This is a genomic window from Methanohalophilus profundi (assembly GCF_004137855.1).
GTDB classification, from domain to species: Archaea; Halobacteriota; Methanosarcinia; order Methanosarcinales; family Methanosarcinaceae; genus Methanohalophilus; species Methanohalophilus profundi.
The window spans coordinates 1770635-1793822 of the sequence record NZ_QBKB01000002.1; the positions used below are offsets into that span (position 1 = coordinate 1770635).

Genomic DNA, 23188 nt, shown 5'->3' on the forward strand with positions numbered 1-23188 from the left:
CCAATTTTTTATATCATAAGCGCTGTTCACCAGTTACTTGTGATTGTTTTCATCATGCTGAGGTAGCCAAGCGGACTACGGCGCGGTCTTGAAAACCGGTGGTGCTCTGCGCCCCGGGAGTTCGAATCTCCCCCTCAGCGTCTTTCTATTTTTTTTAACATCAAAAAAAGAAAGTAGGTTATTCTTTCAGGAATTCCTGGACAGTTTTGCCGAATGAGCGAGCAGCCTTCGGGTCTCTGGCAGTGATTATATGGCCATCTCTGATAACATCTTTGTCTTTATATTCAGCTCCTCCCTTTTTGATTTGTTTTACACTTTCCGGATCGCTGAATACGGTGCTCTTTTTACCTTTTAGTATTCCTGCTTTTGCCAGCACTACCGGTGATATACAGATAGCAGCGATCAATTTGTCCTGTTTGTAGGCATCCTGGACAATTTTGTGTAGTTCTTTGTTATCCCAGAGATACTGCTTTGCACCTCCGCCTCCTGAAATAACAATGGCATCATAACTATCGGCCTTTTCAGAGGAAATGGCTGTGTCGGGTTTGACTTTACCTCCAAGCATCCCTCTGGCAATTTTCTTTTGGTTTGTTGCAACGGTTATGTCAAATCCTGCATTTTCAAAGATTTCTCTGGGTTGAAGGAATTCTTCGTCACGGAAATTTTCCTGGGCGATTACCATTAGTATTTTCTTTTTGTTATCCATACCGATCACCTTATTATGGTATCTTGTGTATCCTATTTGGTATTACCGATTACAATACCAATGCAAAAAATATTCTGGATTTCTCAGTTTTATGTTTTCTGGAAATCTGGCAAATTAATTTTCTGTAGGTTTGAGATTATTAGTTAATTGTACGAGCCCCTGGCGCCGGCACCTTCCTTTATGTATAATGTAGGCAACATTATCATCAAGTATTTTTCTGTTTTCCTCGGTAAGTTCCTGTACCATACAGACAATAATGGATAGCTTCGAAGTCGTATCCTGGTTTTGGATATATTCAATAACAGCACGACTACTGAAATCTGGCATTATCAGCTTATCCGTATTCTCTGAATATGCCAGAACATTGCAAAAACGGTCAATATATTCCAACATATGTAGGCCACAAAATTTTTCAGGTTTAGTGTCAGTATTTTTCTGGAGGTCATGGCTATCGTTTCCTTTTGTATATTCAAATAGCCTATTTGGTTTTTATCTATGATTGTCACTTATAATAAACGGGCATCTACTATTTTTGATCACAACTTATTTTTATATGAAAGGTATTGGCATATATGATGTCTAGCATCGACCTGGTCTTTATCCTGATATTATTTCAGACATTAACATTATATAAGAGAAAGTCATAGTGGGCCGAGTAAGTCTGTATCATAGGTTTTTACACGGCCTGTAAAAGGGCAGTGCTGGACCTTAGTTCCAGGGCTACGGGATGCAAGAATGTGTCCTTAAGGAGGTTTATAATGGCAGACGAAGAAATAAGACATCTTGTACGTATAATGAACACTGACTTGCAGGGTAAGCAGAAGGTCCTTTATGCACTAACCGGTATCAAGGGGATTGGTAGAAGGACTGCGAGACTCATTGCAGAAAGTGCAGAAGTAGATCCATCAGAAACCATTGGTTATCTTTCTGATGAGGGTATTGCCAGGCTTAATGAAGCTATAGGAACATTTGAAAGCCACCTTCCTTTGTGGATGCTTAATAGGCAAAAGGACTTGTTGACAGGTGAAAATAAACATCTTCTCGGACCGGATATTGATTTGACCATAAGGGAAGATTTGAACGATCTCAAAAAGGTTCGTGCCTATCGTGGTATACGCCATGAAAGAGGTTTGAAGGTACGTGGGCAGAGAACCAAATCCGCAGGACGCGGTGGATCCACAATAGGTGTCAGCAAAACAAGATGAAGGTGATTTAATATGGCTTATCCCGGAAAGAAAAGAAAAAGTTATGACACCCCGAAGCACCCCTGGCAAGCTTCCCGTATGGCAAATGAGGTTGATCTGATTAAAAAATATGGCCTCAGGAATAAAAAAGAACTCTGGAAAGCACACAGTATCCTCAGACGTTACAGGGCAGATGCCCGTAGATTACTTGCTGATTCTGCAGAAGCTGAACTTACCGGTCACTCAAAGACTGAAGCAGACCAGATTCTATCCAAATTAATTCGTTATTCCATGATCAAAGGCGATGCCGATATCGATGACATTCTGGTATTAAATACAGAAACAATCCTTGAAAGAAGGCTTCAGACCCTTGTCCACAGACTTGGTTTGGCCAGAACTCCCAGGCAGGCAAGACAGTTTATTACCCATGGTCATATTGCAATTGGTGGTAAGAAGTTGACAGTTCCTGGTATGCTGGTGTCAAAACAGGATGAGATGATGATAGATTACTATGGAACATCACCTATGACTACCGAGTCACACCCGGAGAGACCCGCTCAGGTTGCATCTTCCCTTGTGGAGGAATGAAGGAGGTTTGAATTATGGCAAATGGAATATGGGCTGTTGCTCACATCAAATGTTCATTTAACAATACTATAATCACAGTTACCGATATAACCGGTGCTGAAACAATAGCGAAATCATCCGGTGGGATGGTAGTCAAAGCTGCAAGGGACGAGAGTTCTCCTTATACTGCTATGCAGATGGCAGGCCAGCTTGCAGATACTCTCAGGGATAAAGGTGTCGAAGGTGTACACATTCGTGTCCGTGCTCCCGGTGGTAACAAGCAGAGAAGTCCTGGTCCAGGTTCACAGGCAGCCATTAGGGCTTTCGCACGTGCAGGTATCAGGATTGGACGTATCGAGGATGTAACTCCTGTGCCACATGACGGTACCCGTCCAATAGGCGGCAGGCGCGTCTAATTGCAGTGTAACACATATGACAGGTTTGTAATTTCACGAGGTTCCCGAAAATGGAAATCGATATACTTGAGCTGTCTGATAGATCTGCCAGATTTATTTTGTCAGATGTGGATGCAGCTTTTGCGAACGGATTGAGGCGGGCTATGCTTGCCGATGTCCCCACTCTCGCAATCGATGAAGTCAATATTTACAACAATACTTCAGTCCTTTATGATGAACAGGTAGCTTTGAGACTGGCCCTGGTGCCTCTTGTGACAAGTTTCGATGAGTTTACTCCTCATGAAGAGTGTTCCTGTGAAGAGGGGTGTCCGGCATGTACGGTTTCCCTCACGTTGAGTGTGGAAGCACCAATGGATGAGGAAAAAACTGTTTATTCAGGGGATCTTGTATCCGCAGATCCCAAAGTAAAAGCTGCTGATTCTAATATCCCTGTTGTTAAGCTTAAAGGCGGGCAGCAACTTGTCCTTGAAGCGATTGCAAAAATGGGTTACGGTCACGACCACGCTAAATGGCAGGCAGGAGTTGCCTGTGGTTACAAAAATGTGCCAGTGATCACAATTGAAGGCTGTGACCTCTGCGAAAAGTGCGTTGAGGCATGTCCTCGCGATATATTGGCCCTTGGTGAGGAATCTGCAGAAGTTGTGAATGATAGACTATTGAATTGCTCTCTCTGCAAGCAGTGTGTAGAAGTCTGTGGGATTGATGCAATCTCGGTTCGTGAGAATGACACATCTTTTATTTTCACTCTTGAATCCGATGGTTCATATAGTGCAGAAGAGTTAATTATAAATGCAGTTAATACTATCAGGACGAAAGCTTCAACCCTTGATGCTATCCTGAGTGAATTGTAATAGGAGATACCCTTTCCTATTATCCTTTTATAGGATCTAATAGCAGAAGCAAAAATCCATAATTGGAATTTTTGTGGCCATCCATATGGGCAAAGTATATATACCATTAGCTCATTTATGGCGAAAAACAACAGCGTGCGAGGGTTGCCCAGCCAGGCCAAAGGCGCTAGGTTGAGGGCCTAGTCTCGTAGGAGTTCGAGGGTTCGAATCCCTTCCCTCGCACCAAATACTTTTTTAAATAACTAAAAACATCTGTATAATTGTGTTTCTTGGTTTTCTCTTCTCATAATATTACATAGGTATTCCTTAACTGTGTTATTTTAACGATAAGTTTAGGATTTACTGCAGGTCAATTTAAACTCTCCTTTATCTTTTTGGTGTGAATTTGATAGGTTTGCGTTTTGCACAATAGTTAAATATAATTGAGTTATTACAAACTTAGTTGATTAAATGTCGCTCCATAGTCAAAGGGGGATTTATTCATTTCAATAAAGAATATCTGGAGTAAAATAGAGAATAAACTAAAGTCAATAAAAGGCATCGAAGAAACTCTTTTACTGAATCAGGCTGACAGGCATTATATTTTTGGGCTTGAGGTTTCTGATGAAAAGAAATCCTCCGGAAGCCTTGGAATAAAAAATAATACCGGGGTAAAAAAAACACTTGGCTCACAGATTCTCGTCTCTTTCCTGACAAACCAGGAATATGACTGGCCAGAAAATAATCTGAAACTTATATACGGAGATGAAATTGTGGGTGAAGATATCAGTGATCTGCAGGAGCTTGCACGACTTGAAAAATGCAAGGATTGCTGTGTGATGGGTAACATAGTGTTTTATAATGACCGTTTCAAACGCCTGAAATCACCGGATTTAGGACTTGAAATGTTAATTCAGGCAAAACCTTTCCCTGAAGTTGAGAATATCTCCTGTGTTTCAGAAGCTATGGTTGCATTACCCTCAAGGTTAAGTGATTCCTATATCAAATCCAGGATGGGTATTGAATCGAACAACTCTATGGGAACTTTCCTGTTAGGTCTGGATTTAAAACCGGATTTTTGTACAAATATGGGATATTGCGAACCAGCTGAAGTTTGTAATTTTTAACTCTGATCCATCTTTTTTATACACAACTCCCAATAATCGACAATAAATTGGTAAAGTATTAATGCTTGAACTCACTTTATATATTCAATAATCGAGAATTGATTTATTTATGGGCATAAGTTTTAGATTTATATGATGTAAAAGGAGATTTATATGTCTGTTTTGAGGGATAGGGGGTGCAATGTTCCTTCTACTATTGTTAGAAATTTTTATCCCTTCTATAATCCGCAGAACATTGAGGGTATGATTATTGGCAACGATTTAGACTCTCTCCTGAGTGCCTCTTTCCTTAAAACAAAATTTGGATGGGACATAGTTGGTGTTTATGACTACAAAACATTAAGTTTTTCAGCTACTGTGGGAGATTTCCACAATAAGTTGCTTGAAGGAAAATATATTGCTGTGGATCTGGACATATATCATCCATGCATCTTCTCTATTGGGCATCATATAATAGGATCCAGCTGTCAGGACTGCCTTGAAGGTCATTCAAATTCGCTGAATCCGAACCTTCTAAGGGGTATCTATCTCCAAAGTTACAAGAGGAAATATCCCTTAAGTACCATTCATTTTCTTCTCTGGTTGTTTGAATCTGAAGCTGGCCTGGATATAAGGACCAGAAGCCTTGTATGGCTTGCAGATTCTTCTTATGTAAATGGACAGCGTCACAGATTCAGATCGAATGTTCATGAATGGGTGATGAATTTTTCAGATCACAGGCATTTCTGGATTCTTTCGAATTAATTGATACATATAAGTTTGAATATTTATTATCCGACTGGCTATTCCCTCTCCTTAAGGGAACCGGTTTGAATATCTCAAGGGGTCAGGTTAGGTCTTATCATCTGGGTCTTTCCGGTTATCAATGCCAGTGGACATCTACTGAAAATGAAAGAGATTGTATCATTGCGATGCTTGAGCTGATAGAACATGTTACAGGTTGGCATGCTCCTACCTTCCCAAGTAAATTCATCGAAATAAAAGGTGTACGCAGGAGTATTGTTCTAAGCGATATTTTTAAAGATATTAGTAACCTGGACTCTTTTCTGCTAAAAAATAATGTATTTTCTTTTGTATTTCCTACGTCAAAATCAATTAATTATACAACAGGAATTAAATTGTGATCCGGGTTGAGTCCGGATTGGTTTTATTGTGGATGCCTGTTTTCATCCTTTATTCCCATTTTCTTAATTGCTTTCTCGATACTCCATCTACCTCTGCCCAATTCTTCGCCAATTATCTCGATAATATCTTTTTTGTTTTGTCCACTTTGGCGCAATTCCCTGTATCTTGTAAATAGGTAGTCTTCCTCCTGTGAAGTCCAGGGGTTTCCCTGGTTTTCCAGGTTCTTGATGACAGGTTTGCGTAATTCCGGTATCATAAATCCCGGTTTGATAACATTGCTCTGGCTAATTTCACGGGTTTTTGTTTTAAACATCGTTTCTGATACTTCAAAACCAATGCAGCGTCTATTAAGGCCGATTGCAACGGTTGCAGTTGAAAATCCGCCCAGGAACATGTCACAAACAAGGTCGCCTTCATTGCTACTGTATTGTATAATTTTCTTCAGGAGTTTGTGGGGCAATTCATTTTTATTTTTAATTTTGCCGGGTTTATACTCCCTGTTAATTACCCAGACATCTTCCCTGTCCCTGTAGTTCAGCGATCTGCCATCTTCTGTTTTTTCACAGGTTCCGTATCTTGATTCAAGATTGAATGTGCGCTTTTTGCCGGGTTTTTCGTAGTATAAAATATGATAATGGGAGGATACATATTTTGCTTTTGTGTAAACACCAAAATTGTATTTCCATATTATATGATTGATCTCTTCCAGATTTGTCTGGTGCAGGGCATGGAGGATATGGTAAAGATTTGTGTATCCCGAAACAATGTAGATGGAGCCACCAGGTTTGAGAATTCTTTCTGCTTCTTTAATCCAGGCCTGGCTGAAATCTGCATATTTATCTTCCGGGATTTCTACATATCCATCAACTACAAATTTTTCATTCCTGTTGTAATGCTGGTGTAACTTGTCCCCTTTTATCCCATATGGAGGGTCGGTAATAATCAGATCTACCGATCCATTGGGGATATGAGTTGCAGCTCCTGTAATACAATCCTCATTGTAAAATACATTACCATAAATGTCAACGGGCTTCATTTTCAACTCCTGACGCCAGGTATTTTCATAACCTATCTGGAAGAATAAATAAATATTGTCTGATAAGTGGCTGGTTCTGAATCGGTTAGATTACTTTCACCTTGCTTGGAGGTCCTTGAAATAGTTTATATTCTTATTTCTTATTGAGGTGATCAGTATGGATGAATTCTTCAAAGGACTTATAGAGAGAACCAAACGCTATGAAAAACTGGACCACTTTAGGAACAATTAACAATAAAAAGGCTGGCCGGTCTTCATCACCCTCCCGTCATGGTTTCTGATGATACCGGCCTTTTATGAATTTTAACTATTTTTTTCAGGTAATTTTTTTGGTTGAGAATCAATATCTCTTACATCCAGTTTTCTCTCTATATTATGGATAAAATGCAGTGTCCTGTTTGAAAGGGTCCTGCTTCTTTCCTCCTGTCTTTGCTGGTATGTACGGATGGAACGAAGGAAATCGATTTTCCTGAAATCCGGCCAGTAGGGGGCGCAGAAATAGGCTGCACATTCATTTCCACATGCTTGCCAGGGAAGGAAATTCGAAACCCTTTCATTTCCTCCTGTACGGATTATGAGATCAACGTTTGATACGGCCGAATTTTCTTCTGGATATAGGTGTCTGGATATGGTTTTTTCAGTTATTTCATCCATTTCGATATTCCCTGTTTTTACTTTCCTGGCAACTTCACGTATTGCCTGTATGATATCCTGTCTCCCGCCATAAGCAATTGCAATGTTAAGTTTTAGCCTGTCATAGTCCTTTGTTGCCATCTCTACTTTATCGATACTCTGCAGGAGGTCCCCGGGTAAAAGGGTTCTGTCTCCAATTACACGTATTTTTAGGCGTCTTTTGTGTGTCCTTTCATCAACACACATCTCTTCGAGTCTGGTTCCTATAAGTTTTAGTATGCCTTTCTTCTCATCTTTTTTCCTGTTGAAATTTTCAGTAGAAAAAGCATATATTGTCAATTCCTTGATGCCGCTTTCATAGGACCATTCAATGACTTTTTCAGTCATATCGGCTCCCCGCGTATGGCCGTATGAGGTAAACTTACCAAGTTTTTTGGCGTATCTGCGGTTTCCATCCATTATAATGGCGATATGCTGCGGTAATTTAGAATTACGGATATTTTTTCCAGGAAAATTCATATCCTTTATACAACATTTCAGGTAATATCCGCCACATCATTATCAGAGCTACAGGTGATGTTAATAATTGTCAAGTACTGAACGTACGATATCCCTGTAATCATTTTTTAATAAATAGATATTGTGATCGCCGGTTACATCAATACTCAGGATTCCCAAGCGAGTGTTCATAAGCCCAACCATAGCTGAAACTCCCCTGTAACTTATATCAAAATCCTTTTCGTGAAGGAATTTATAGATATCATTGGTGGTATATTTCCCGCCGTCAAGGAACAGTTTAAGGACCACTTTGCGTATCCCTGTGTCATCCCGGCCAAGATATTTTATCAGTCTTGATCTTACCCGGTTTTCAATGGTTTCCAGCACGAACACCTCTATCTAAACTATGTTATTTTTGCATATATATTTATGCTAACTTGTAATATGTATCCTTTAAAAGAAACAATCGAAAGACCTTCTATTTTCTGATGCAGGATACCTATTTGCCTGACTTTTAAGGCTTGAACTGCCCCTTATACTTCATTTTAACATAAAAACATATTGTTTATTTTATGTTCAAGGGTATTTTTGGACTTTAAACAGGCATGCTTTCCACAATCAGGCCGTCTGAGGTAGGATACCTTTCAATAATTTCAATTTTATCACTAATGTCCCGGATCTCATCTGCAATATCTTCAAGTATCCAGGATGCGATCTCAACAATATTTTCCTTTATTTCATACATTTCTTCAGGAACTTCAAATTCCTGCAATTGTTCAAGTATTTTAGCAGTATTTTTAGTATGTATTATTCCAAATATGATAGTACCATCATCGGTTATTTCGTCAAATGGGCGAGAGGTATTTTCTGCAATCCTGATAAGACGTTTCCTTAGCTGTATAGCGTCTTTATATGCAGATGAGCAGAAATGCCCCCTTCTAAAAAGTTTTATGACTTTTAATGCACTATCTCGTGAACCCGCTACAGCATTTGAAATATCATCCTTTAATCGGTACCCTCTGCGATGCAATTCCTCGTAATTTGTATCTGTAAATTCCAGTTCATTGAAATTGATGTAACAATCAACGTTATCACACAAATCAACAAACTTTCCAATACCTTCTATGGCAGGCACTTCGATTCCTGTTTCCAGCCCTGCTTGTTTACAATTGAGAATTGCCTTTTTAAATTTACTTTTTTCAATATTTTCCCATTCCTGCAGAGGAGGGTGAAAACGTATCTCATCCAGTCCTGCTTCAACAAGTTCATCAATTGTTTTTTCATCTACAGTTAAGGCAGTATAGAGATGAATATGATACTTTTGTCCGAAAGTGCTTTTCAGTAGATGGATGTAATGCAGGACCTTTTCGATTTCAAGGAGGGGTTCACCACCTGTAATTCCTGCTCCCAGGGCCTGCATACGCATGCTTTCCTCTATTACTTCATCGTCGCATTGCACTTTCCTTTCATTGGCATATACGGCATCGCCTTTTCTCTCTTCTGATAGCGGACAATAGAAACAATTCTTACCGCAACGACCGGTTATGTATAATACCATTTTTGCACCATGGCGGCACATTTTGCAGCCGGTTGAAAGATAACTGTAAAAAGAGCCTGCTTCTGCTTGCTGAATATTTGCCATTGCTTTTGCATGAATATATCAGTATATAACTTTTTCTTTACCCATCAGGGTTAACTAATATGAAATCAGAAAACATTTCATGTTTTATGCGTCACATGTGGCCGTATTTGGCTGCAAAGGCTGTAGAAAATGTATATCGATTTGTGGTGAGAGTGCAATTTTCTATAGTGGCGGCCGCGTTCAAATAGACATACAAAAGTGTAATGTTTGTGGGCAATGTGTTTCTCATTGTCCAAATAATGCTCTTTTGTTGATGGATTAAGCAGCCGTTAATCCTATAGGCAAGTTACTATAAGTTTTTCCCATCATGTTTTTATTTGATAGTAGGAATGATTGATACATGAAAAACACATGCTATCCGGAATCTGTTGGTTATGTGAAAAGTACCTTTAAGGAACCTGTATTTGATGAAAAAATGTATTCATCAATTTCCTTTATTGAAATCTATCCTGATTTTGCAGAAGCCCTGGAAGGAGTTGATGAATTTAAGAAAATCCAGATATTGTTTCAGTTTGACAAAAGTCAGGGCTATAAATTAAAGCAAAAGCGTCGAACAGATGGTAAATTGGTGGGACTATTTGCTACCCGAAGCCCCCATCGTCCAAATGGTATAGGGATAACAACCGTAAACCTGCTTTCAGTCGATGGATTAACCCTGGAAGTAGAAGGTCTTGATGCTATAGATGGTACCCCTGTACTTGATATTAAACCATATACCAGCAAATTTGACTGAAATAATTTTCCGGGATTCGATTTTACCAATAAGTATAAATGATTGTTTTTACATTCAGGATGTGTCGGAAGCGGGCGTGTGGCCTAGCCAGGATATGGCGGCAGCCTCCTAAGCTGTAAGTCAGGGGTTCAACTCCCTTCACGCCCGTTCTTTTCTTATTATGTAACTCATTATTGTGTATTTCTTTTTATACTCAAGTTTGTAAATTCTTCTATTCTCTATTGTAATTAAATACTATGAAGTACGAATTATATATTGTTATACAAAGAATACTATATGTATTTGTGCAATATCGATTAATTCATAGAGGTGAGTTGATGAGAATAAGGATGTTGAATTCCAAATATGAGATTGAAACGCTTAAAGAAGATGAAGAAGTTGTACATCTTTCTTTCAGGCCGAGCAATACGGATATTATGCAGATTATCACCAGGTGTAAGGGCTTAAAGGCTCTGCAATTGCCTTCATCCTACAGGAAAACATTGTCAGATGTGGCAATTAAATTCCTTGAAATGGAAGATGTTGAGTTACTTGAAGGCGACCTGAAAAGTACTGGTATCTCAATGTATAAAGAAATAGATTCTGAAGAATGACTTTAGTTATTTTGAATATTTTTGTAATTTTTATATTTGTTATCCCTGTCACTTGCATCTTCCAGACAGGGTTATTACAATTTTGACTCGATATTTTTATTTATCTTTTTGTTCATTCGTACCAACCATGCTATTATTTCGGAGGAATCTAATATCCATAAGCAGTTACCGGGTCAAATTCGTAAGGCTGTAATTGAGGATGTAACTCCCATGAAAGACCTCATAAACAGCTATGCGAAAAAAGAGATGATGTTACCCCGCTCTGTGGGGGAACTGTATGAAAACATAAGGAACTTTTATGTTTATGAGGAAAATGGTGAAGTGGTTGGTTGCTGTGCTCTTCAGGTTGTATGGGAAGATCTGGCCGAAATCCTGTCTTTTGCTGTTAAACCCGACCGCACTGGAATGGGCATTGGCTCGATGCTACTGGATGCCAGTATCGAAGAAGGCAAAAACATTGGGGTGAAAAGAGCATTTACTCTTACTTACGTGCCAGAATTTTTTGAAAGACAGGATTTTTCAAAAGTTGAAAAGGCATCACTGCCACATAAGGTATGGGTAGGTTGCATAAAATGTCCAAAATTCCCGGATTGTAATGAAGTTGCCTTGCTCAGATACTTATAATTTATTTATCGTGATTCTCGCTTGCATTTAATAAAGGAAGGCTATGGATGATCAGGACCAGGTTAAGGGATTTTGTACGCACAGATGATGAATGTTTTTTTTCTGTAGTCGATTATTTTCACCCGACTGGTGTCAGGGGAATATTAAGGTATGCTCCGGATGAGACGGGGAATCGTTTTGCAAACGGAATGAAGTACAGGAAATACGATTTCGCCGATTCTTTTGATTACATGCGCCAGCATCACCCGGACTGGATATCTGATGTGCATATAATCCCACAGGAAAGAGTTTCAGAAATTCTCAGCCCTGTAGACCGACTACCTGAAGTAGTTGACTCGGATGAACGAATCAAAACAATTGCCAGGGTTCTTTCTAAGGCCGGCATACCTATGAGCAAACAGGGAGTTACCGGTTCAGTCCTTCCTGGTTTGCAAAATGAGATGTCTGATATTGATTTTGTGGTTTACGGGCCGGTCTGGTTTAAGGCACGTGATGCCATAAACAGAGCAAAACTATCCGGTTCCCGCATTGAGGCAATCGATGAAAATATGTGGCAACGTATTTATAGAAAACGCTCTCCTGAAATTTCATATGATGAGTTTCTTTTGCATGAATTGAGAAAAGGAAATCGTGGAATGGTAAATGGTACCTATTTTGATCTCCTTTTCACAAGAGATTGGGATCAGATACATCAGCCCCTGGAAAGGGGTTCAGATACCGAGCATATACAAATAAAAGCTACTGTTACAGATGCAACATTTGCTTTTGACAATCCTGCATTGTATGAAATTGATCATGAGGAGATCGATCATATCCTTTCATATACGCACACCTATTCGGGTCAGGCATTAGCAGGAGAAAGAATAGAAGCAAGGGGGGTGGTTGAGGATATGGGGCATAAAAAAAGGCTTGTAGTAGGTACTTCAAGGGAGCCACGGGGTGAATGGATGCGCTCCCTTTCGTTGCTTGAGAAAGAAGGTTTATTGTAATCAGCCCCCTCCAGTGGACTGATATACATTCTCCAGATTTCCTGAAGAGGTTTCCTCCTCCTGGCTGAGCAGGTAATCCTTGACATCGCTGGAGCTGTATTCTTTTTCTCCCCTTATTCGTACTTTTTCGTCTGATACTTTCAACGTATCGACCCTGTAGTAAAGGTCTGTGGTATTCATCAGGGCCCATGTGCCTTCATCATCTTCCTTTATATCGACAATCTCTCCCAGGGTTCCTGTATTGAGATATCTCACCACCATGCCTTTTTCAAGGGGGTGTCCGTCGATGTCAGATGTTTCTACATGTTCCATTTGTATTGCCTTCTTTAACTATTTGCAATCTCATCTTTGAGATCACTGAAATCCGCAACCCTTTCTGCAAATGCATTATGCCTGTGTATGCTTTCCTCATTTATCTGTTTAATAGTTACTACAGCATCATCGGGCAGGTGGGGGAACTTTTCTACCACTTTCTGTGCCATTGTTCTCACACAGTCTTCCACGAATTTTGGATTCCTGTGGGCGGTTTCTACCACAAAGGCCTCATCCTGGCGTTTCAATAATTCGAAGACATTTGAACTCATGGAGTTTTCGATAATCTTTATTATTTCTTCCAGGGAAACTTTGACATCACCCTTTGTCTGGATAGAAATTATACCCCTGCCTCGCTGGTTGTGGGTGGGCATTGGCATCCTTTTGAGGAAAAGGGATATGGTCTTCTCATTCACTCCAAGTTCTGTAAGCTCCTTCATGGCCTTGTCCTGCATAATTTCCTGCGCACAGGGGCATGCGGTCATTCCTACAACTTCTGAACCAATAAGTTTCTTGACTTCGATGTTGTTTTCTTCATCACGGGTTGCAATGGATTCTGCGAATATATCGACAACTTCCTGACATTGCATTTTATTCACAGGTGCTTCACGTTTGATCACGTACTCACTTTTCATGATCACTTCTGCCTGGGTGGCATATTCATGTCTTGTGAGAAGGTTCTGTGCAACATCTCCGCAAAGTTCTTCTATCTCATAAACGGGCATATTGACTGCCTTTTCGAGAACCTCGTCTATAGCTTCAAAATTACGTGAAAGGTTTGCTCCTTTCCTGTCTGAGGGCAGATCAACAAAAATATCAAAAGTAGATATAAGGACGATTGGTCTTTTATCTTTTCTCTTGATCTCGACCAGTTTTTTCACGTCGGTTACACCGACTCTGGTGAGGTTTATCGGTATTTTTGGTTTATTTGCCTGAACATCTGGTAATTCTAATACTGGGAGTTCCATATAAATGACCTCAAAACGGGTTAAGTAAAATAAATTGGTGGGGGAATCTAAAACTATAATTGAAACTTATTCATCGCATGTAAATGTTTTGTTGACGAATTTATTGTATGTGTTTACTACTGTGCATTAACCCTTTTGGTCGCTTTTCGTTCAAATCATTGTCAAAAGGCAACATTAAAAGTTAATTATATATATAACAACATTACAACTAATCAATAACCGGTAACGGTGGACAAGGTGATTAAATGTCTAAGTCAGAACCGAGAAATTTTGTATTAAGGGATGAGAAAGGAAACGAACATGGGGTATTTACAGGAAAGCAACCAAGGCAGGCAGCTCTTAAAGTTGCAAACCGTGGTAAAGGCACCAAGAAAAACCCTGAAAAAATCATGCTCCGTGAAAGGGGAACTAAGAAAGTCCATATTTTCTATGGTTGGAAACAGGAAGTCGATGCTCCCAAGAACAAACCAGACTGGATGCCTGACAAAATCAACAAGCCTTTTGTAAGAAAAGAAAAACCAGGCATAATCAAACTTGAGCAAGTCTGATTATTTCTATTACTTTTTTAATGCTCATATAGGGGGATATCCCCTTGTTTACCTATTTTTCTTTACAAAAAGTTTAAAGCATTGTTTTCCTATGTAGCCTTTATGTCAGAAGGCCAGTATAAGAAGGAAAATATATTGATTGAAGCCCTTCCCTACATTCGTGAATTTTATGATTCTTTTATGGTGATAAAGGTTGGAGGGCACGCAATGGTAGATCCCGAAATAATGAGTGCAATTGTTGAGGACATTGTGCTTCTCAGATTTGTGGGTATACATCCGGTCATCGTACATGGCGGTGGACCTGAAATTACTGAAAAAATGGAGCAGATGGGCAAGAAACCCGAATTCGTAGGCGGCTTGCGTATTACTGATGACGAGACCGTGGAAATCGCCCGTATGGTTCTTGTAGGCAGCATCAATACGAAAATTGTGTCCCTGATTGGCCAGCACGGTGCAAAAGGTGTGGGTCTTTCAGGTAAAGATGGGAAAATGATAATGGCACGTAAAAAACCTGCCCAGAAGGTTATGATAGAGGATATCGAGCATAGCGTGGACCTGGGATGGGTTGGAGAAACCGAGATAATCAATCCGGAATTGATCCATATAGTGACAGAACAGGGCTACATACCTGTGATCTCTCCGATAGCTGTGGATAATGAGGGCAATGCCCTAAATCTCAATGCGGATACGGTTGCCGGAGATATTGCCAAATCCCTGCAGGCCAAGAAACTCGTTCTAATGACTGATGTGGCAGGACTTATGAGGGACCCTTCAGACACGACTACAAGGATTTCACGGGTACTTGCACCGCAGGTGGAGGATTTGATTGCTGAGGGAATTATTGGTGGCGGTATGATTCCCAAAATGCGCAGTGCATCCACAAGTGTGGAAAACGGTGTAGAAAGGGTCCATATAATAAATGGAAGTGTGCCCCATTCCATCCTTCTGGAACTGTTTACAGATGGCGGGATAGGCACTATGGTATTCTAAGTTTCAGGATTTGATGGGGCAACCAAAGGTTAACCCATCAAGTTCCAGTACTTTTTCCCATTCTTCCTTGCAATCACAATTGAGGTTTTTCAGTATCGCGGTATTTTGTGTTAGGGAATAATCCCTGATCGCATCGGCAACCATGTGGCTGCATTCCCTGCAGTTATGAGGTCCACGCTTTGAACCGGCTCCGACGGGATCGGATGTGATCACAAGATCGGGGTGCTTCTTTTTGGACTCAGTGAGTATCCTGACAATACTCCATAGCCAGGGTGGTCTGTATTGGTTTCTTTCCCATAGCCGTTCCACAAAAGTTCCTCTCTGGACATTGCACAGGTTTATGGAGACTGTGTCAACCAGATCGGCAATATCATCTACCGTATCTATAATGTCATCCATTCCTTCGGTTTCTGACAAAAAGGGTGGTTTGAGAAGCAAGTATGCCTTAACAGTAACATCTTTCTCATGAGCAAGGTGTGCCGCACGGGAAAAACCTGCATAGGTAAAACCCTTGTTTATGGAACGTTTGCGTATCACATCACTGCTTGTCTCAAGACCAATAGCGACTTCAAAACCGGTGTTTTTTAGCACTTCTGTGCAGGAAGTAAGGGTATCTTCTGTTACAAATTCAGGCCGGGTTTCTACAATTACTTTCTTGATCCTTTCGTCCGCTTCCAGTTTATTCAGTAGGTTTTCTCTGACTTGTGCATCAATTTCCTTTTCATCCAGGAAACTGCCGGATGTGAATATTTTGACTATGAATTCCTGCAACCCGGAAGAACGCTCAAGTGCTTTTTCGTACTGCTGCAAGAGGTCTTCAGCTGACGGAGGCGTGGAGGCTCTGTCATAAACAAAACCACACATAGTACACCCTCCCTTTATCCCCCACCAGCATCCACTGGTCTTAAAAATAAGGGTGAGGGTATCTGTTACTTCTCCTTGAAGAAGGTCTCTGCCTGTCCAGACAGCAGCAGGCTCATTGTTTGGAGCCTTTTTAATGCGTTGGTGCTGTCTAATTTCCAGTATTCTATCATTAAGATTCATTCGAACTCGATTGTAGCAGGTGGTTTTGGTGTTATGTCATAGACAACTCTTGCTGCAGTGGGGATTTCCCCGGTTATGCGTGAGCTGATTTTCCTGAGGGTCTCCCAGGGCAATTCCAGGGCCTCTGCGGTCATACCATCCCTCGAACCGACTGCTCGCACGGCAACTATCCAGCCGTGTACTCTGAGGTCGCCTTTTACGCCGGTCCCTTTGCCCAGGACCGCCGCGAATGTCTGCCAGGGGCAGAACTGTTCAAGCAGTTCTTCTTCCACAATCGCATTTGCTTCCCTTACAACATCGACCTTTTCTCTTGTAACTTCCCCGATTATCCTTACTGAAAGACCCGGTCCAGGGAAAGGCATTCTTTCGCATATCTCTTCTGGCAGACCGAGTGCATGGGCTACTTCCCTTACCTCGTCTTTGTAGAGGTCATCAATAGGTTCTATAATGTGTTTGAAATTGATGTGTTCGGGCAGGCCGCCTACATTGTGGTGGGACTTGATGCCACCATCTGATTCAATCTTATCCGGGTATATGGTTCCCTGGATCAGACACTCTGCCTCAACATCGAGTGCTTCTTCTTCAAAGACACGAATGAAAGTCTCACCGACAGCTTTTCTTTTTTCTTCAGGGTCCTTGATTCCCACCAGATTATCAAGGAAACGATCTTTTGCATCGATGATTTGGAGATTCATGTCACCGAATATTTCCTTTATTCGTTCTGTTTCCCCTTTTCTCATAAGACCCGTATCTATATAGATCGGTATCAGATTATCACCAATTGCACGGTGTGCAAGTACTGCACATACGGAACTGTCAACACCTCCCGAGAGGGCGATGATGGTTTTGCCCTGCGCTTTGGCTTTTATTTTCTCGATTGCTTTTGGAATGAATTTTTCGGTTTTTACCATGAAAGGAAACTCCATATGGTTTATGATGATTTGTGCTTACTAGGGATTTGTATGACTTAATCGTACCGATGCAATTTTTAATTTATATAGATATGTTTTCCGGTCGGTAACTTTTAAGATAATACTTTCAATCCACTATTTACAGCTTTATATGCATTCAGCACCATCTATGTAGCATGCGGCAAACCCTCTATGACTATTTCGGTTATGAAAAATTTCGACCCCTTCAGGAAAATATTATTCAGGATGTGCTGGATAAAAAAGATGTATTTGTATTGATGCCAACCGGGGGTGGGAAATCTTTGTGCTACCAGTTGCCTTCCCTGCTTATGGAGGGTGTTACTGTCGTTGTGTCCCCCTTGATATCCCTTATGAAAGATCAGGTTGACAGGTTGCTTTCACGTGGCATTGCCGCTGCCTATATGAACAGTACACTTGATAATTCCGAAATGAACCATGTTAAGGATTCTCTGATAAGGGGGCAACTCGATCTTCTCTATGTGGCCCCCGAAAGGCTGGCTATGCCGTCTACTCTTAAATTGCTTGCAAAAGCAAATGTCAACCTTTTTGCCGTTGATGAAGCACATTGTATATCCCAGTGGGGACATGATTTCAGACCCGAATACAGGAAATTGGGTGCCCTGCGCTCCGGTTTTTCAGGTGTTCCTCTAATAGCACTTACAGCTACTGCTACCCCTGCAGTTGCCCGTGATATAACAAAACAACTCAATATGGTCAGTTCTGAGAAGTATGTAGCAAGTTTCAATCGGACCAACCTTTATTATGAGGTTAAATCCGGGGAGAATGTAGATCAACAAATCACATCATACCTGCGCTCTCATCCCGATTCATGTGGAATTATTTATTGTCAGACACGAAAATCCGTAGAAGGACTTGCTGGCAGACTGAAAAAAATAGGAATCAATGCGTCATTCTATCATGCCGGGATGTCAGATGAACTGAGACACCGTGCTCAGGAAAAGTTCCTGAATGGTACTATAAAGGTAGTTGTGGCAACAGTCGCATTTGGGATGGGTATCGATAAGTCCAATGTACGTTTTGTCATGCATTATGACCTGCCTGCGGATCTGGAAAGTTACTATCAGCAAACCGGCAGGGGTGGCAGAGACGGGAAACCATGTGATTGTATCCTCTTTTTCAAAAGAGGAGATTGGTATAAACAGCAGTATTTCATTGAACAGATGTCTTCTAAAAAAGAACGTGAAATTGCTTTTTCCAAGTTACGCCACATGATGGATTACTGTGAAACAGTCACCTGTAGAAGGAAAATTTTACTCGAATACTTCGGAGAATCCACCGAAAAAGACTGTGGCCATTGTGACGTTTGCCTTAACCCGCCACAGCAGATGGATATTACAGAAGATGCGTTAATTATTTTTAAGTGCATAAAGGAGTTGAACCAGAAATTCGGGGCAACACATGTTGCATCGGTAATTGCAGGTTCAAAGGCTAAAAAAATTGTGTCGTGTGGTCACCATCGACTCCATTGCCATGGAATTGGTTCCCACAATCCGCAAGATTACTGGAAAGACCTTTCTCATCGGCTTTCTTCCCTGGGATATCTGGAAGTGAAAGGTGGAAGATATCCGGTATTAAAGTTAAATAAGAAAAGTCGTGCGGCTCTCAATGATGGTGCTAATATAATTATACCTCAATTATCTGCTGCAACAAATTCGAAGAAAAAACCATCCGGAGAAAACAAAGTTTCTTCGAAGTCATCTCCTGTTGATTGTGAATATTCGAAGTTATTTGAAAAATTGCGCAGACTCCGGTTGCAATTTGCAAAAAGGGATAATGTGCCACCCTACTTTGTCTTTGCGGATACCAGTTTGAAGCAGATGGCCTCCAGCAAACCCCAAACTGCAAACCAGATGCTCACCATAACAGGAGTCGGGAAATGTAAAATGGAAAAATATGGTGACGCATTTTTATCAGAGATCAAAAGTTTTTGTTGAATATTTGTTTTTCAGGCCATGAAGTATAAAGTGAGTTTAAAGATCAGGTCACCGTAAAATACAGCTGTTAAAAATCCGGCGGTGATCGGGACTATAAAAGGCAAACCAGGGGTAACCCATACCTTATTGTCGATAATTCCTTTCTTTGAATATGCTTTTAATTCCTCAAGGGTTTCCCTGTCTATTTCTTTGCCACTTCTCCTGAAATAGGTCCGAATGTTGCCATTTTCATCTTTTTCGTACTGCTGCATAAGTTTTACATGCCTGTTTTCAAGTTTTCCTATTGGTGCCCTGTAGCCTATAAACATAAAATAGGGTTTTCTGAGGGTAGTTTTAACATCAGGCTGGCTCAGGTTATAGATAAAAAGCCCCAGGGGCACGATTATTGTCAGGAGTATTGAATTACCAAATACTGTAAAAGTAAAAAAGTTCATAATCGGAACGCCTTCTACCGGGAAATAGGTTCCTCCCATAGTAAACGCCGGATAGAAAGGAAACACAATGGACATTACCATCAACAATTTGGCGTCTGCACCTCCGAATGCTCCCAGATAGAACAGGACGTAGGAAAAAACAAAAATTAGTCCAAAGGAGATGGCCATTTGTATAAGATATGTAACCGGGCTGGATGAAGTTGCAAGCTCATAAATTATAAATGGGGAAAAGGCTGCCAGCATAATTACCCATACCCTGTTGCCTACCCTGCGCTCCTTTATGTCCCTATAGGAGGCATAGGAGAGAAATGCCAGGCATAGAAGTATCTTGGCAATAACTATCATTTTGCTTCTCCCACTTTTTGAGTTTAAGAATTTCAGAAAGTGTCCCTCCCCTACGGATTTCATCAAATAATCTTTCTTCAGTTTTTTGTACTTCCTTTGCTCGCCTTGCAATCTCGTATGCTCTCTCTGCAGGTACTACAACAACTCCGTTATCATCACCTATGATGTAATCGCCGGGTTTGACCTTTTGCCCTCCACAGTTAATCAGCGCATTAACTTCCCCAAACCCTTTGGGATCACCTGCATTTGGTACATTTGAAGTGGCAAATACCGGAAGTCCGATTTTGCGTATCTCTTCTATATCTCTTACCGCTCCATCAACCACAATGCCTGCGATACCACGGTTCAGACTGCTTTGTGTTGCCAGTCCGCCCCAGGGTGCGATATGAGAACTTCCGTTATAAATTACTATTACATTACCTTCTTTTGCTTCATCTATCGCTTCCACTGTTTTGGCCCAATCGCCCTCGAATGTCTGCACCGTTACAGCCGGTCCTACCATTTTGGTATCATTTAGCATGGGTTTGATGTTTTTCATGGCACCCTGTCGGTGCATGGCATCTGAAATATTAGGAGTGGAAATTTCCATGAACAACTTGCGTATTTCTTCGTCCATATCGAGTTTTTTTGCCTGATTTAATTGTGGATTATCTACACTACGGCGAATCTTTTTGGAAGCTTCTGTTACATTATCCGAGCGAATTATATTACCACCCACAATGACAATATCAGCACCTGCTTCTACAGACCGGGCTGCAGTTTGCTCATCCAGTCCACCTGCTACAGCAATATCAGCCCTGATTTTGGAGGCAATCTCAAACACAAGATCTACCGGTGTCTTCCCGGTCATCTGCTGATCTATTCCCATGTGGATATTGATGATGTCCACACCTATCCTGTCCAATTCTTGGGCCCTCTGAACTGGTTTTGGGGTGCTAATTAGATCTGCCATGAGCCGAACTCCATATTTTCGTGCGGCTAGGAGTGCATCTTTTATCGTTGAGTCATCGGCGGTTGCCATAACCATAACAATATCTGCACCGGCTTTTGCAGCCATTTCAACTTCAAGGCTTCCGGTATCTGCAATTTTCATATCTGCCACGATGGTGTGTCCGGGAAAGTTTTTCCTGAGAGTACGAATAGCATCCATGCCCTCGCTTTTTATAAGGGGGGTTCCGATTTCTATCCAGTCGATATCTCCCTTGACTGCTTCCTTAGCAATCTGCACAGCTCTATCTATCTCCAGTATATCAAGAGCAAGCTGGATTATAGTTTTAATAGGATCACCTTGTTAACTTTTATTTGGAATTATTGATAATGATTTCTCCAGGCTGGAGAATAGAAGTGAATCACTATAAAGTTTTCCAGATTAGTCTTTGATGCTGCCCTGGGCCCTCTATCATTAGGTCCGCGGAAAGAGTCAATTAGAAAAGAACATGATAATTGGCAATAAGTTTATACGCTATCCGCAAATAATCGCATAGGAATAAAAAAACGCCTGCGGTTGATTACTATGAAAATAATCCCTAACTCTTTAATTTGGAAGGAGCTGTATTTTGATGTCATTTGAGCATATGCATATCATTTCTATGAAAGAATTCACCCGTGATATGATTGACCATGTTCTGGAGGTCGCCGAAGAAATGGAACCAATTGCCAGGTCAAAGTCAAGTTCCGACCTCTTAAAAGGCAAAGTGCTTGGTGTTCTGTTTTTTGAGCCCAGTACCCGTACAAGGATGTCTTTTGAGGCCGCCATGATGCGACTTGGGGGGGAAGTGTTAAGTCTCGGCTCGGTTGATGCAAGTTCTGTTGCAAAGGGTGAAACCCTTGCTGATACCATAAGAATTGTAGCCGGTTACAGTAATGCCATTGTCCTTCGTCACCCTATGGAAGGTGCTGCACGACTGGCTTCTGAGTTTTCTGCAGTGCCTATACTCAATGCAGGCGATGGTGCTGGTCATCATCCCACACAGACGTTTCTCGATCTTTATACCATCAAGCGTGAAAGCCATCTTGAAGGCTTAAAAGTAGCTCTTGTGGGAGATCTCAAATATGGCAGAACTGTACATTCGCTTTGTTATGCCCTTTCTCTTTATGGTGCCGAGATAACCCTTGTGTCCCCACCAGAACTTTCAATGCCTTCAGAGATCATCGAGGATCTGAAAAAAGAAAAATATCAAGGTAATAGAGGAGAGTTCCATTGAAGATGCCATACAGGATGTGGAGGTGCTTTATATGACACGGATACAGAAAGAACGTTTTCCTGATCCGGCAGAATATCAGAAAGTCGCTAATCGCCTCCAGATTACACCTGAAGTATTGAAAAATGCGAAGAAAAATCTGCGGATCATGCATCCTCTCCCCCGAACAAACGAAATCACACCCCAAGTTGATGAAACACCCCATGCTTCCTACTTCGATCAATCTTTTTATGGTGTTCCAATAAGAATGGCTTTGCTTTGTCTTGTTATGGGGGTGTTTGAATGAGTGAGATAGTGAAAAAAGAAATTCGTGTACAACCCATATGTTCAGGCACAGTAATTGACCATATTACAGCCGGTCAGGCTCTCAATGTTCTCAAGATTCTGGGTATAACCGGCACTTCCTGGGGAATTGTCAGTATCCTGATTAATGCCCCCAGTTCATATGGAAAGAAGGATGTGGTCAAGATAGAAGGGCGTGAACTTGTGAGTAGTGAGGTGGATAAAATATCTCTCATTTCTCCTGGTGCTACTATCAATATAATCCGGGATTATGATGTGCAGGAAAAGAATCAGGTAGGTATACCCTCGCATGTGGAAGGTGTTGTAAAATGTATCAATCCAAATTGCATTTCCAACAGTAATGAACCCATAGAATCTAAATTTGATGTGGATGCGGGGGAAGGTAAAATCGAATTACGTTGTGGCTATTGTGAAAGGGTGATCTGTGAAAATATTGCAGATCATCTCCTTTAA

Annotated in this window: 28 protein-coding genes, 3 tRNA genes and 1 pseudogene; 20 read left to right on the forward strand and 12 right to left on the reverse strand. The window is 41.0% G+C overall.

The annotated features are described in order from the left end of the window. The first annotated feature begins 56 nt into the window (after positions 1-56). Positions 57-140, forward strand: a tRNA-Ser gene (locus C9889_RS09605). Positions 141-178: 38 nt separating this feature from the next. Here C9889_RS09605 and C9889_RS09610 read toward each other — a convergent pair. Further along, entirely contained in the window at positions 179-706 is a 528-nt protein-coding gene (locus tag C9889_RS09610; RefSeq protein WP_129599179.1) for a DJ-1/PfpI family protein, read from the reverse strand. 114 nt (positions 707-820) lie between these two features. Next, complete coding sequence (locus tag C9889_RS09615; protein ID WP_129599182.1) at positions 821-1099, reverse strand: hypothetical protein; 279 nt, start codon at positions 1097-1099, stop codon at positions 821-823. A gap of 365 nt (positions 1100-1464) precedes the next feature. Here C9889_RS09615 and C9889_RS09620 point away from each other — a divergent pair, with 365 nt between their 5' ends. The 8 genes from C9889_RS09620 to C9889_RS09655 all read left to right on the forward strand — a co-directional run bounded on the left by C9889_RS09620 (position 1465) and on the right by C9889_RS09655 (position 5954). Further along, the gene (locus C9889_RS09620; RefSeq protein WP_129599185.1) at positions 1465-1911 is read left to right on the forward strand and encodes a 30S ribosomal protein S13; all 447 of its coding nucleotides are present in this window, start codon (positions 1465-1467) and stop codon (positions 1909-1911) included. A 12-nt stretch (positions 1912-1923) separates the two neighbouring features. Next, on the forward strand, positions 1924-2478 hold the full coding sequence (locus C9889_RS09625; protein ID WP_129599188.1) for a 30S ribosomal protein S4: 555 nt from the start codon (positions 1924-1926) through the stop codon (positions 2476-2478). A gap of 14 nt (positions 2479-2492) precedes the next feature. After that, on the forward strand, positions 2493-2873 hold the full coding sequence (locus C9889_RS09630; protein WP_129599191.1) for a 30S ribosomal protein S11: 381 nt from the start codon (positions 2493-2495) through the stop codon (positions 2871-2873). 50 nt (positions 2874-2923) lie between these two features. Continuing rightward, positions 2924-3724 (forward strand): DNA-directed RNA polymerase subunit D, encoded by an 801-nt coding sequence (locus C9889_RS09635; protein ID WP_129599193.1) that lies wholly within the window; start codon positions 2924-2926, stop codon positions 3722-3724. 137 nt (positions 3725-3861) lie between these two features. Beyond that, a tRNA-Leu gene (locus C9889_RS09640) sits at positions 3862-3949 on the forward strand. 527 nt (positions 3950-4476) lie between these two features. Further along, positions 4477-4830: a hypothetical protein gene (locus C9889_RS09645; protein WP_129599196.1), complete on the forward strand. Its 354-nt coding sequence runs from the start codon at positions 4477-4479 to the stop codon at positions 4828-4830. Between the two features lie 153 nt (positions 4831-4983). Next, positions 4984-5574: a hypothetical protein gene (locus C9889_RS09650; RefSeq protein ID WP_164999330.1), complete on the forward strand. Its 591-nt coding sequence runs from the start codon at positions 4984-4986 to the stop codon at positions 5572-5574. Next, positions 5523-5954: a hypothetical protein gene (locus C9889_RS09655; RefSeq protein ID WP_129599201.1), complete on the forward strand. Its 432-nt coding sequence runs from the start codon at positions 5523-5525 to the stop codon at positions 5952-5954. The genes C9889_RS09650 and C9889_RS09655 overlap by 52 nt, the downstream gene beginning before the upstream one ends. A 23-nt stretch (positions 5955-5977) precedes the next feature. On the opposite strand, the gene C9889_RS09660 is transcribed toward C9889_RS09655, so the two are convergent. The 4 genes from C9889_RS09660 to C9889_RS09675 form a co-directional block, all read right to left on the reverse strand. Next, positions 5978-6991, reverse strand: a complete 1014-nt coding sequence (locus C9889_RS09660; RefSeq protein WP_129599203.1) for a DNA-methyltransferase — start codon at positions 6989-6991, stop codon at positions 5978-5980. 303 nt (positions 6992-7294) lie between these two features. Further along, positions 7295-8143 carry a polyprenyl diphosphate synthase gene (uppS, locus tag C9889_RS09665; protein WP_225420067.1) on the reverse strand — a complete coding sequence of 283 codons (849 nt, stop codon included), beginning with the start codon at positions 8141-8143 and terminating at the stop codon, positions 7295-7297. 60 nt (positions 8144-8203) lie between these two features. Then, positions 8204-8515 carry a DUF2551 domain-containing protein gene (locus C9889_RS09670; RefSeq protein WP_225420068.1) on the reverse strand — a complete coding sequence of 104 codons (312 nt, stop codon included), beginning with the start codon at positions 8513-8515 and terminating at the stop codon, positions 8204-8206. Positions 8516-8717: 202 nt separating this feature from the next. Next, positions 8718-9764: a radical SAM protein gene (locus C9889_RS09675; RefSeq protein WP_129599206.1), complete on the reverse strand. Its 1047-nt coding sequence runs from the start codon at positions 9762-9764 to the stop codon at positions 8718-8720. A gap of 79 nt (positions 9765-9843) precedes the next feature. On the opposite strand from C9889_RS09675, the gene C9889_RS11510 reads away from it, so the two are divergent. From C9889_RS11510 to C9889_RS09705, 6 genes are all read left to right on the forward strand, one after another. Beyond that, on the forward strand, positions 9844-10026 hold the full coding sequence (locus C9889_RS11510; protein ID WP_129599208.1) for a 4Fe-4S binding protein: 183 nt from the start codon (positions 9844-9846) through the stop codon (positions 10024-10026). Between the two features lie 78 nt (positions 10027-10104). Beyond that, entirely contained in the window at positions 10105-10497 is a 393-nt protein-coding gene (tsaA, locus tag C9889_RS09685) for a tRNA (N6-threonylcarbamoyladenosine(37)-N6)-methyltransferase TrmO (RefSeq protein WP_129599211.1), read from the forward strand. 72 nt (positions 10498-10569) lie between these two features. Beyond that, positions 10570-10644 (forward strand) — tRNA-Arg (locus C9889_RS09690). Between the two features lie 170 nt (positions 10645-10814). Next, a complete protein-coding gene (locus C9889_RS09695) occupies positions 10815-11090 on the forward strand; it encodes a DUF1699 family protein (RefSeq protein ID WP_072359837.1) in 276 nt (91 codons plus the stop codon). A gap of 36 nt (positions 11091-11126) precedes the next feature. Next, complete coding sequence (locus C9889_RS09700) at positions 11127-11714, forward strand: N-acetyltransferase (RefSeq protein WP_318531574.1); 588 nt, start codon at positions 11127-11129, stop codon at positions 11712-11714. A gap of 47 nt (positions 11715-11761) precedes the next feature. Beyond that, a complete protein-coding gene (locus tag C9889_RS09705) occupies positions 11762-12703 on the forward strand; it encodes a nucleotidyltransferase domain-containing protein (RefSeq protein ID WP_129599213.1) in 942 nt (313 codons plus the stop codon). Here C9889_RS09705 and C9889_RS09710 read toward each other — a convergent pair whose 3' ends face one another. Then, the gene (locus tag C9889_RS09710) at positions 12704-13015 is read right to left on the reverse strand and encodes a DUF2098 domain-containing protein (protein WP_129599216.1); all 312 of its coding nucleotides are present in this window, start codon (positions 13013-13015) and stop codon (positions 12704-12706) included. 14 nt (positions 13016-13029) lie between these two features. Further along, on the reverse strand, positions 13030-13983 hold the full coding sequence (mptA, locus tag C9889_RS09715; RefSeq protein ID WP_129599218.1) for a GTP cyclohydrolase MptA: 954 nt from the start codon (positions 13981-13983) through the stop codon (positions 13030-13032). Positions 13984-14228: 245 nt separating this feature from the next. Here mptA and C9889_RS09720 point away from each other — a divergent pair, with 245 nt between their 5' ends. Both C9889_RS09720 and argB read left to right on the forward strand, forming a co-directional pair. Continuing rightward, positions 14229-14531, forward strand: a complete 303-nt coding sequence (locus C9889_RS09720) for a non-histone chromosomal MC1 family protein (protein ID WP_129599221.1) — start codon at positions 14229-14231, stop codon at positions 14529-14531. 102 nt (positions 14532-14633) lie between these two features. Beyond that, a complete protein-coding gene (gene argB, locus C9889_RS09725) occupies positions 14634-15521 on the forward strand; it encodes an acetylglutamate kinase (RefSeq protein WP_129599223.1) in 888 nt (295 codons plus the stop codon). 3 nt (positions 15522-15524) lie between these two features. On the opposite strand, the gene C9889_RS09730 is transcribed toward argB, so the two are convergent. Both C9889_RS09730 and guaA read right to left on the reverse strand, forming a co-directional pair. Next, complete coding sequence (locus C9889_RS09730) at positions 15525-16565, reverse strand: archaeosine biosynthesis radical SAM protein RaSEA (RefSeq protein WP_129599225.1); 1041 nt, start codon at positions 16563-16565, stop codon at positions 15525-15527. Then, entirely contained in the window at positions 16562-17476 is a 915-nt protein-coding gene (guaA, locus tag C9889_RS09735) for a glutamine-hydrolyzing GMP synthase (protein ID WP_129599228.1), read from the reverse strand. The genes C9889_RS09730 and guaA overlap by 4 nt, the downstream gene beginning before the upstream one ends. Positions 17477-17652: 176 nt before the next feature. Between guaA and recQ the strand changes: the two genes are divergently transcribed. Then, positions 17653-19452 carry a DNA helicase RecQ gene (recQ, locus tag C9889_RS09740; protein WP_129599230.1) on the forward strand — a complete coding sequence of 600 codons (1800 nt, stop codon included), beginning with the start codon at positions 17653-17655 and terminating at the stop codon, positions 19450-19452. An 11-nt stretch (positions 19453-19463) separates the two neighbouring features. On the opposite strand, the gene C9889_RS09745 is transcribed toward recQ, so the two are convergent. Together C9889_RS09745 and hxlA are read right to left on the reverse strand one after the other, a co-directional pair. Then, complete coding sequence (locus C9889_RS09745; protein ID WP_129599233.1) at positions 19464-20231, reverse strand: A24 family peptidase C-terminal domain-containing protein; 768 nt, start codon at positions 20229-20231, stop codon at positions 19464-19466. Next, on the reverse strand, positions 20173-21510 hold the full coding sequence (gene hxlA / locus C9889_RS09750; RefSeq protein WP_129599235.1) for a 3-hexulose-6-phosphate synthase: 1338 nt from the start codon (positions 21508-21510) through the stop codon (positions 20173-20175). The genes C9889_RS09745 and hxlA overlap by 59 nt, the downstream gene beginning before the upstream one ends. Positions 21511-21790: 280 nt before the next feature. Between hxlA and pyrB the strand changes: the two are divergent. Continuing rightward, a pseudogene (gene pyrB, locus C9889_RS09755) lies at positions 21791-22718 on the forward strand (aspartate carbamoyltransferase). Continuing rightward, positions 22715-23188, forward strand: coding sequence for an aspartate carbamoyltransferase regulatory subunit (gene pyrI / locus C9889_RS09760; RefSeq protein ID WP_072359814.1), 474 nt, complete (start codon positions 22715-22717; stop codon positions 23186-23188). Before pyrB ends, pyrI begins: the two are co-directional and overlap by 4 nt.

Coding starts and splice junctions, on each gene's coding strand:
- C9889_RS09610 (WP_129599179.1), bottom strand. CDS start 706: ATGGATAACAAAAAGAAAATACTAATGGTAATCGCCCAGGAAAATTTC.
- C9889_RS09615 (WP_129599182.1), bottom strand. CDS start 1,099: ATGTTGGAATATATTGACCGTTTTTGCAATGTTCTGGCATATTCAGAG.
- C9889_RS09620 (WP_129599185.1), top strand. CDS start 1,465: ATGGCAGACGAAGAAATAAGACATCTTGTACGTATAATGAACACTGAC.
- C9889_RS09625 (WP_129599188.1), top strand. CDS start 1,924: ATGGCTTATCCCGGAAAGAAAAGAAAAAGTTATGACACCCCGAAGCAC.
- C9889_RS09630 (WP_129599191.1), top strand. CDS start 2,493: ATGGCAAATGGAATATGGGCTGTTGCTCACATCAAATGTTCATTTAAC.
- C9889_RS09635 (WP_129599193.1), top strand. CDS start 2,924: ATGGAAATCGATATACTTGAGCTGTCTGATAGATCTGCCAGATTTATT.
- C9889_RS09650 (WP_164999330.1), top strand. CDS start 4,984: ATGTCTGTTTTGAGGGATAGGGGGTGCAATGTTCCTTCTACTATTGTT.
- C9889_RS09655 (WP_129599201.1), top strand. CDS start 5,523: ATGGGTGATGAATTTTTCAGATCACAGGCATTTCTGGATTCTTTCGAA.
- C9889_RS09660 (WP_129599203.1), bottom strand. CDS start 6,991: ATGAAGCCCGTTGACATTTATGGTAATGTATTTTACAATGAGGATTGT.
- uppS (WP_225420067.1), bottom strand. CDS start 8,143: ATGAATTTTCCTGGAAAAAATATCCGTAATTCTAAATTACCGCAGCAT.
- C9889_RS09675 (WP_129599206.1), bottom strand. CDS start 9,764: ATGGCAAATATTCAGCAAGCAGAAGCAGGCTCTTTTTACAGTTATCTT.
- C9889_RS11510 (WP_129599208.1), top strand. CDS start 9,844: ATGTTTTATGCGTCACATGTGGCCGTATTTGGCTGCAAAGGCTGTAGA.
- tsaA (WP_129599211.1), top strand. CDS start 10,105: ATGAAAAACACATGCTATCCGGAATCTGTTGGTTATGTGAAAAGTACC.
- C9889_RS09695 (WP_072359837.1), top strand. CDS start 10,815: ATGAGAATAAGGATGTTGAATTCCAAATATGAGATTGAAACGCTTAAA.
- C9889_RS09705 (WP_129599213.1), top strand. CDS start 11,762: ATGATCAGGACCAGGTTAAGGGATTTTGTACGCACAGATGATGAATGT.
- C9889_RS09710 (WP_129599216.1), bottom strand. CDS start 13,015: ATGGAACATGTAGAAACATCTGACATCGACGGACACCCCCTTGAAAAA.
- mptA (WP_129599218.1), bottom strand. CDS start 13,983: ATGGAACTCCCAGTATTAGAATTACCAGATGTTCAGGCAAATAAACCA.
- C9889_RS09720 (WP_129599221.1), top strand. CDS start 14,229: ATGTCTAAGTCAGAACCGAGAAATTTTGTATTAAGGGATGAGAAAGGA.
- argB (WP_129599223.1), top strand. CDS start 14,634: ATGTCAGAAGGCCAGTATAAGAAGGAAAATATATTGATTGAAGCCCTT.
- C9889_RS09730 (WP_129599225.1), bottom strand. CDS start 16,565: ATGAATCTTAATGATAGAATACTGGAAATTAGACAGCACCAACGCATT.
- guaA (WP_129599228.1), bottom strand. CDS start 17,476: ATGGTAAAAACCGAAAAATTCATTCCAAAAGCAATCGAGAAAATAAAA.
- recQ (WP_129599230.1), top strand. CDS start 17,653: ATGCGGCAAACCCTCTATGACTATTTCGGTTATGAAAAATTTCGACCC.
- C9889_RS09745 (WP_129599233.1), bottom strand. CDS start 20,231: ATGATAGTTATTGCCAAGATACTTCTATGCCTGGCATTTCTCTCCTAT.
- pyrI (WP_072359814.1), top strand. CDS start 22,715: ATGAGTGAGATAGTGAAAAAAGAAATTCGTGTACAACCCATATGTTCA.